This window comes from Burkholderia sp. GW821-FHT14F03 (assembly GCF_058803765.1).
Window position 1 is genome coordinate 22,297 of the sequence record NZ_JBXAPG010000067.1, and the last position, 6,479, is coordinate 28,775.

Consider the following 6,479-nt stretch of genomic DNA (forward strand, 5'->3'; position numbering starts at 1 on the left):
CCGATCGTGAATCAGTCGGTATAGATCACACGAAACTGTGATTTAATTCCGGCCAAACACGAATTGACCGGCGGCGCGCGGGCACAACCCTGCGGGCCGCCGTTCCGCTCGGGGAGAGGGCCTCCGGCGAGCACGCGGTATCTGACCTACACGTGGTGAACGAACCAGTGGATCGCGTATGAACATGACAGAACTGGTTCAGGCCATTCGCGGCGGCCTGATCCAGCAGGACCGGCTTTTGAAAGCCGATATTCCCGCCTTGCCGGCCAATTCGCTGGTGCCGAGGCGGGTCGTCACGTCGTCGGTGCTCGGGCGCGATTTCAGCGTGACGCTCGACATGGTGTCGACGGCGGGCGACATCGCGCTGAAGACCTTGATCGCGCAGCCGATGACGCTGTGGATCCGCCAGGCCGACCGCAGCTATCTGCCGATCAACGGCTATATCCATACCGCGCGCCGGCTCGGCGCCGACGGCAGCCTGACCACCTATCAGTTGAGTTTTGCGTCGTGGCTGCACTTCCTGCGGTTTCGCAGCGACATGCGGCTGTGGCAGGACCGCAGCGTCGACCAGATCGTCACCGACATCTTCAACGCGCACCCGCAGGCGAACGGGCATTTCCAGTTCGCCCTGTCGCGCGCGCTGCCGTCGCGTTCGTATTGCCGGCAGAGCGAATCCGACTGGCATTTCGTGCACCGGCTGCTCGAATCGGAAGGCCTGTTCGGTTTCTGGCGGCAGGCACAGGACGGCAAGTCGCACAGCTACGTGATCACCGACAACCTGTTCGCGCTCGACGCGATGGCGCCCGAGGTCGTGCCGTTCAGCCGCTCGGGCGCGTCGGGCGAGGCCGACGCGTTCACGCAGTGGTCCGGTTCGCGCACCTTGCGCAGCGTCGCCCATGCGACCCGCACGTTCGACTACAAGGACCCGTCGACGCCCTCGAATCCGAAGGGCACGAGCCTGCCCACGCGCGGCGACCAGGGCGCGCTGCCCGATCAGCTCGAGGTCTATACCTACACGGGCGCCTACACCTACGCCGACCAGGATCGCGGCGATCACCTGAGCAAGATCCAGCTTGAAATCTGGGAATCCGAAGCCAAGCGTTTCCACGGCGCGGGCGGCGTGTACGGGATCGAGGCGGGCCGACGCTTCACGCTGCGCGGCCATCCCGAGCACGATCGCGATGCGGCGGAGCAGAACGCGTTCGTCGCGCTGAAGGTCTGGCGCTACATCGAGAACAACCTGCCGCTGTCCGACCACGAGGCCGACTTCCCGCACAGCCTGAAGGCGCGGATCGCCGACGCGCGCGCCATGCAGGCGGGCACGGGGGCGGTGGCGCACGCGGACGGCAGCGAAGGCTTCTTCCTTGCCGAGGTCGAGGCGCAGCGCGTGGGCGTGCCGTATCGGAGCCCGCTCGAACACGCGAAGCCCGAGATGCACCTGGAGACGGCGATCGTCGTCGGCCCCCGGGGCGAAGAGGTGTACACCGACGCGCTGAACCGGATCAAGGTCCAGTTCGTGTGGGACCGGCTGAACCCGGGCGACGAACGCGCCTCGTGCTGGGTGCGCGTCGCGCATGCGGACAGCGGCGACGGTTATGGCAGCGTGCACGTGCCGCGCATCGGCGAGGAAGTGATCGTCGGGCACGTCGGCGGCGACTGCGACCGGCCGATCGTCCTGCATCGCGTGTACAACGGCGCGGTCACGCCGCAATGGAACAGCAACGGCATCCTGTCCGGCCATCGCTCGAAGGAATACGCGGGCAGCGGCTTCAACCAGCTCGTGATGGACGATGCGACCGGGCAAAACCGCGTGCAGCTGATGAGCAGCAGCGCGAACAGCCTGCTGCACCTCGGCTACCTGATCGACCAGAACGGCAACGCGCGCGGCCGCTACCTCGGCAGCGGCTTCGACCTGCGCACCGATGCGTACGGCGCGGTGCGCGCGAGCCAGGGCCTGTACGTCACGACCTACCCGAAAAACGCGACCAGCCAGCCGCTCGACGCCGGCGAGGCGCGTCAGCAGCTCGACAGCGCGCGCGCCGTGGTGGATGCGCTGTCGAACGTGAGCGAACAGCACCGGGCGGCGAACCTCAAGGACGCCTACGACACGCTGGGCGCGTTCAGCGACGCGACCCGCAACCCCATCGCGGGCGCGGCGGGCGGCGGCCGCACCGCGGGCGGCGGCACCGGCGAGGCGAATGCGTTCCAGGAGCCGGTGATGCTGTTCGGCAGCCCGTCGGGCATTGGTCTGTCGACGCAGCAGTCGGTGCATCTGGCGGCCGATGCGCAGATCAACATCGTCAGCGGGCAAAGCACCCATGTGGCGACCGGCAAGTCGCTGCTCGCGAGTGTCGGCGAGCAGCTGAGCCTGTTCGTGCAGAACGCGGGAATGAAGCTGTTTGCCGCGAAGGGCAAGGTGCAGATCCAGGCGCAGTCGGACAACCTGGAGCTGACCGCACAGAAGACGGTCAAGGTGCTGTCCGCGACGGAGCGGATCGAGGTCGCGGCGGACCAGGGCATCCTGTTGACGAGCGGCGGCGCATACATCCGGATCGCCGGCGGCGACATCCTGATTCACGCGCCGGGGAAGATCGACATCAAGGGCGCCACCCACGCGCACGACGGGCCGACGAGCACAGGCTATCCGCTGCCGGCCGCGCGCCCGGACCAGCCGGGCCAACTCGAATTGAAGCACCAGTATGCGAATGGCGAGCCGCTCAAGGGCGCGTCGTTCTCGGTGCTCGACGCGAACGGCGCGGTGCTGCGCAAGGGCGCGCTCGACGATACGGGCCACACGATCGTCAGCGGGCTGCCGGCGGGCATGGCGCAGGTCCAGTTCGGCGAGGATCCGCGCAACCAGTATGACCGGGCCAGTGTGTTCAAGACCGCACCGTGGCCGGCGCAGCCGGGTGCGGGCGGCGACGTCGCGGGAACCGCGCTGTCGCGGCTGGGCGGTTTGTTGCCGGGCGGCGCGGGTCAGCTGGCGGGCGTGGCGACCCAGGCGGCGCAGGGCGGGCTCGGGCAGGCGCTGGGCGGACAGGCGATGGGGCTCGCGCAGGGCGCGCTCAAGCAGGCTTTGCCGGGCGGCGCGGGTCAGCTGGCGGGCGTGGCGACCCAGGCGGCGCAGGGCGGGCTCGGGCAGGCGCTGGGCAGACAGGCGATGGGGCTCGCGCAGGGCGCGCTCAAGCAGGCTTTGCCCGGCGGCGCGGGCAGCGCGCTTGCACCGGCCGGCCAGTTGCGCGCGGCCGCGACCCAGCTCGGCGGCTTGGCCCAGGCCGCGCGCGGCGCGGTTCCGCTGCTTTCCTTGTGATTTCGTGATCGCCGGGGCGTCGCGCGCGGCGCGGCGTCCTCTCTTTCTTCAGAACTGAATCGTTATGACCGGATCTTCAACAACCGTGCTGATGCCGAAGCCGACGGACGTCTACGTCGGGCCGCTGCTCCAGATCGAGACCGTGGACGTGAACGCCGGCCTGAAGGTGTGCGATCGCTGGTTGCGCGGCATCAGTCACGACCTGATCACGATCGATCGCCTGCAGATGGTGGCGAACACGCTGCCCGTGGTGGCGAACATCATGGCGGCGGTGGATCTGGTGCTCGACATCAAGGACATGGTCGAGCACAACGACCAGGGCAAGCATCCCGACGTGTTCGACTGGATGAACCTCGGCCTCGACCTGATCGGGATCATTCCCGTTCCGCCGGGCACGGCCGAATTCCGGGTGGGCGCGCGGCCGGTGATGAAGCTCGTGCGTCAGAAAATCGTGGAAAGCGGCAAGGCCATCGGCGAGGCGTCGCTGCAGGTGATGCAGATGGCGCTGCTGCAGGCGGTGATCGACGGCCTCAGCGAACAGTTCGCGGGGAAGATCGAGAGCTTCGCGGAAGGGCTGAAGAATCAATTGACCGGCTTGCTGCAGACCTGCGCGCAGTACATCGAGGCCTTCTTGCTGGGGTTCGCGAGGCTGTTCGAGGAAGTCGCGGGGGAAAAGCCGCTCAGCAGCGCGCATAACGTTCGCGCGGCGGGGCAGCACGCGGGCGATGTGGCGGCGGGATTCGCTGCGTACGATGCGGGCAAGACCGCCAAGAGCCTCGGAAAGCTGCTCGTCGATTTCGTGAAGATCGAAGCGAAGGGGGCGATCAATCTCGGGACGCAGACCGCGAAGGCGCTCGATCTGTCGTACCGGGCGCCCTTGCTGCAGATGGCGAAGTCGCTGCGGGCGATGGCGCCGGACGTGAAGGCGCGGGTCCTCGCGTTGAGCGGCGAGGACGTGGGCAAGATCGGCTGGCTGATCAACCTGATCCTGGTGGCGATCGCGAAGAAGCGGGAGATCCTGCGCCGCGGGCACACGCAGACGACGGCCGTCAAGGCGCAAGGAACGACCAAGGTCCATCACCAGGAAGGCGAAGGCCGAAAGGAAACGGTGCGGCATACGGAGCCCGCGCAGCATCCGGGGCCGAACGAATGCAAGCTCGGCTGCCCCGTGCCGGCGCCGCCCTCGGCGACGCCGCATTCGGTGGGGTTCGCGCTGGGCGACGAACGGCTCGATCACGCCGACTTCGAATTGCCGGGCGCGATGCCGGTGAGCTGGGTGCGGACGTACCGGTCGTTCTTCGATGCGTACGACCAGGATGGCGAGCTTGGGGCGCGGTGGATCACGCCGTATACGACACGCATCGAGATGCGCGCCGACAAGTTCGTGTACCACGATGCGACCGGACGGAGCGTGGATTGTCCGTTGCTGGGCGTGGGCGATGCGCATGAGGATCGTGGCGAGGGAATCACGCTGCTGCGTCTCGATGAGACCTGGTTGACGCTGACGCGCGGACATGAAGTGCTGGAAGCGTATGAGAAGCGCGGCGACGCGTTCCGGCTGGCGTTCCTGAAGGACCGCGCGGGCAACCAGGTGACGCTTGATTACGACGATGCGCATCGCTTGACTCGGCTGATCACGCCGCAGGCGATCGTCGCGTTCGCGCGGGATGCGCACGGGCGGATCGTCGAGGCGGCGCATCACGACGGCGAAGGCAAGCGGATCGGGATGCTCGCGCGGTACAGCTATGACGCGCAGGGCGATCTCGTCGCGGCGGTCGATCGGTACGGCAATCGTCGCGAGTACAGCTATCGTCATCATCTGATCACGCGCTACACGGATCGCACCGGGCGCGGCATCAACCTCGAATGGGATGGGACGGGCGCGAAGGCCAAGTGCGTGCATGAGCACGCGGACGACGGCAGCGACGACGTGCGTTTCGCCTGGCATCCGGATTTCCGGATGGTCAGCATCACCGACGCGCTGGGCGGGGTGACGCGGCATTACTACGATCTGCATGGGTATACGTTCCGGATCGTGTATGCGGATGGCAGCGAGGAGTGGATGTACCGCGACGCGCACCATAACCTCGTGCAGCACACCTATCCCGACGGCGGCAACGAGCAGATGAGCTACGACGCGCACGACAATCTCGTGCGGCATATGCGCGTCGACGGCAGCGTGGTGGAGATGGCGTATGACGAGAAGGACCAGATGGTTCGTCTCGTCGATCCGCAGGGTCATGCCTGGCTGCGCAAGTATGACGAGGCCGGGAACGTGGTCGAGGAAACCGATCCGCTCGGCCATCAGACGAAGTACGCGTACAACGGGCAGGGCATGCCGGTTGAGGTGACCGATGCGAAGGGTGGCGCGAAGGCCATCGAGTATGACGCGTCGGGGCAGATGCTGGCGTATACGGACTGCTCGGGGAAGAAGACGGAGTGGGCGTATGACGTGCAGGGGCGCTTGCTGGAGCGCAAGGACGCGGCGGGCGGGATCGTCGGGTATCAGTACGGCGCGAATGGGCAGCTGGAGAAAGTTCGCAGCGCGGCGGGCGTCGAGCGGGTGCAGTATGACGCGGAAGGCCGGTTGCTCGCGAGCGTGGATCCGATGCAGCGGAGCACGCGCTATACGTATGACGGCGCGGGGCGGATCGCGTCACGGATCGATGCGCTGGGGCAGTCGCTGAGCTATGGATACGATCGGTTGGGCCGGTTGGTGCGGCTGACCGATCCGAATCACGCCAGCTATCAGTTCAGGTATGACCCGGTCGGGCGGCTGCTGGAGACCGTCGCATTCGACGGGATGGTGACGACGTACGGCTACGACGAGGAAAGCGGGCAGCTGGCGACGATCGACGAAGCGGGCAAGGTGACCGAGGTCGAGTTCGATCGCGGCGGCAGGTTGGCGCGGCGCGTGTGTGGCGAGGCGGAGGAACGCTTTGCCTATGACGCGTCGGGGCGCTTGATCGATGCGCGGAATTCGGTGAGCCGGGTGCAGCAGTTTTTCGATCCAGTGGGGAATCTGGTGCGCGAGCATCACGCGTATACGTTGTCGGGTGAGCAGCGCAGCTTCGTTTGGCATCACGCGTATGACGAGATCAGGACGCGGATCGGGACCGTGCGGCCGGATGGTCATCGGGTCGACTGGCTGACGTATGGCAGCGGACAT

Annotated in this window: 2 protein-coding genes; both read left to right on the forward strand. The window is 66.9% G+C overall.

What is annotated here, in order from left to right:
- The first annotated feature begins 178 nt into the window (after positions 1 to 178).
- Positions 179 to 3,310 (forward strand): type VI secretion system Vgr family protein, encoded by a 3,132-nt coding sequence (locus AC1RQF_RS30455; RefSeq protein ID WP_492873785.1) that lies wholly within the window; start codon positions 179 to 181, stop codon positions 3,308 to 3,310.
- A gap of 64 nt (positions 3,311 to 3,374) precedes the next feature.
- The coding region (locus AC1RQF_RS30460; protein WP_492873787.1) for a DUF6531 domain-containing protein at positions 3,375 to 6,479 on the forward strand (3,105 nt) is incomplete at its 3' end.

Excerpts from the sequence above, each read along its gene's own strand:
- AC1RQF_RS30455 (WP_492873785.1), top strand. The coding sequence starts at position 179 with ATGAACATGACAGAACTGGTTCAGGCCATTCGCGGCGGCCTGATCCAG.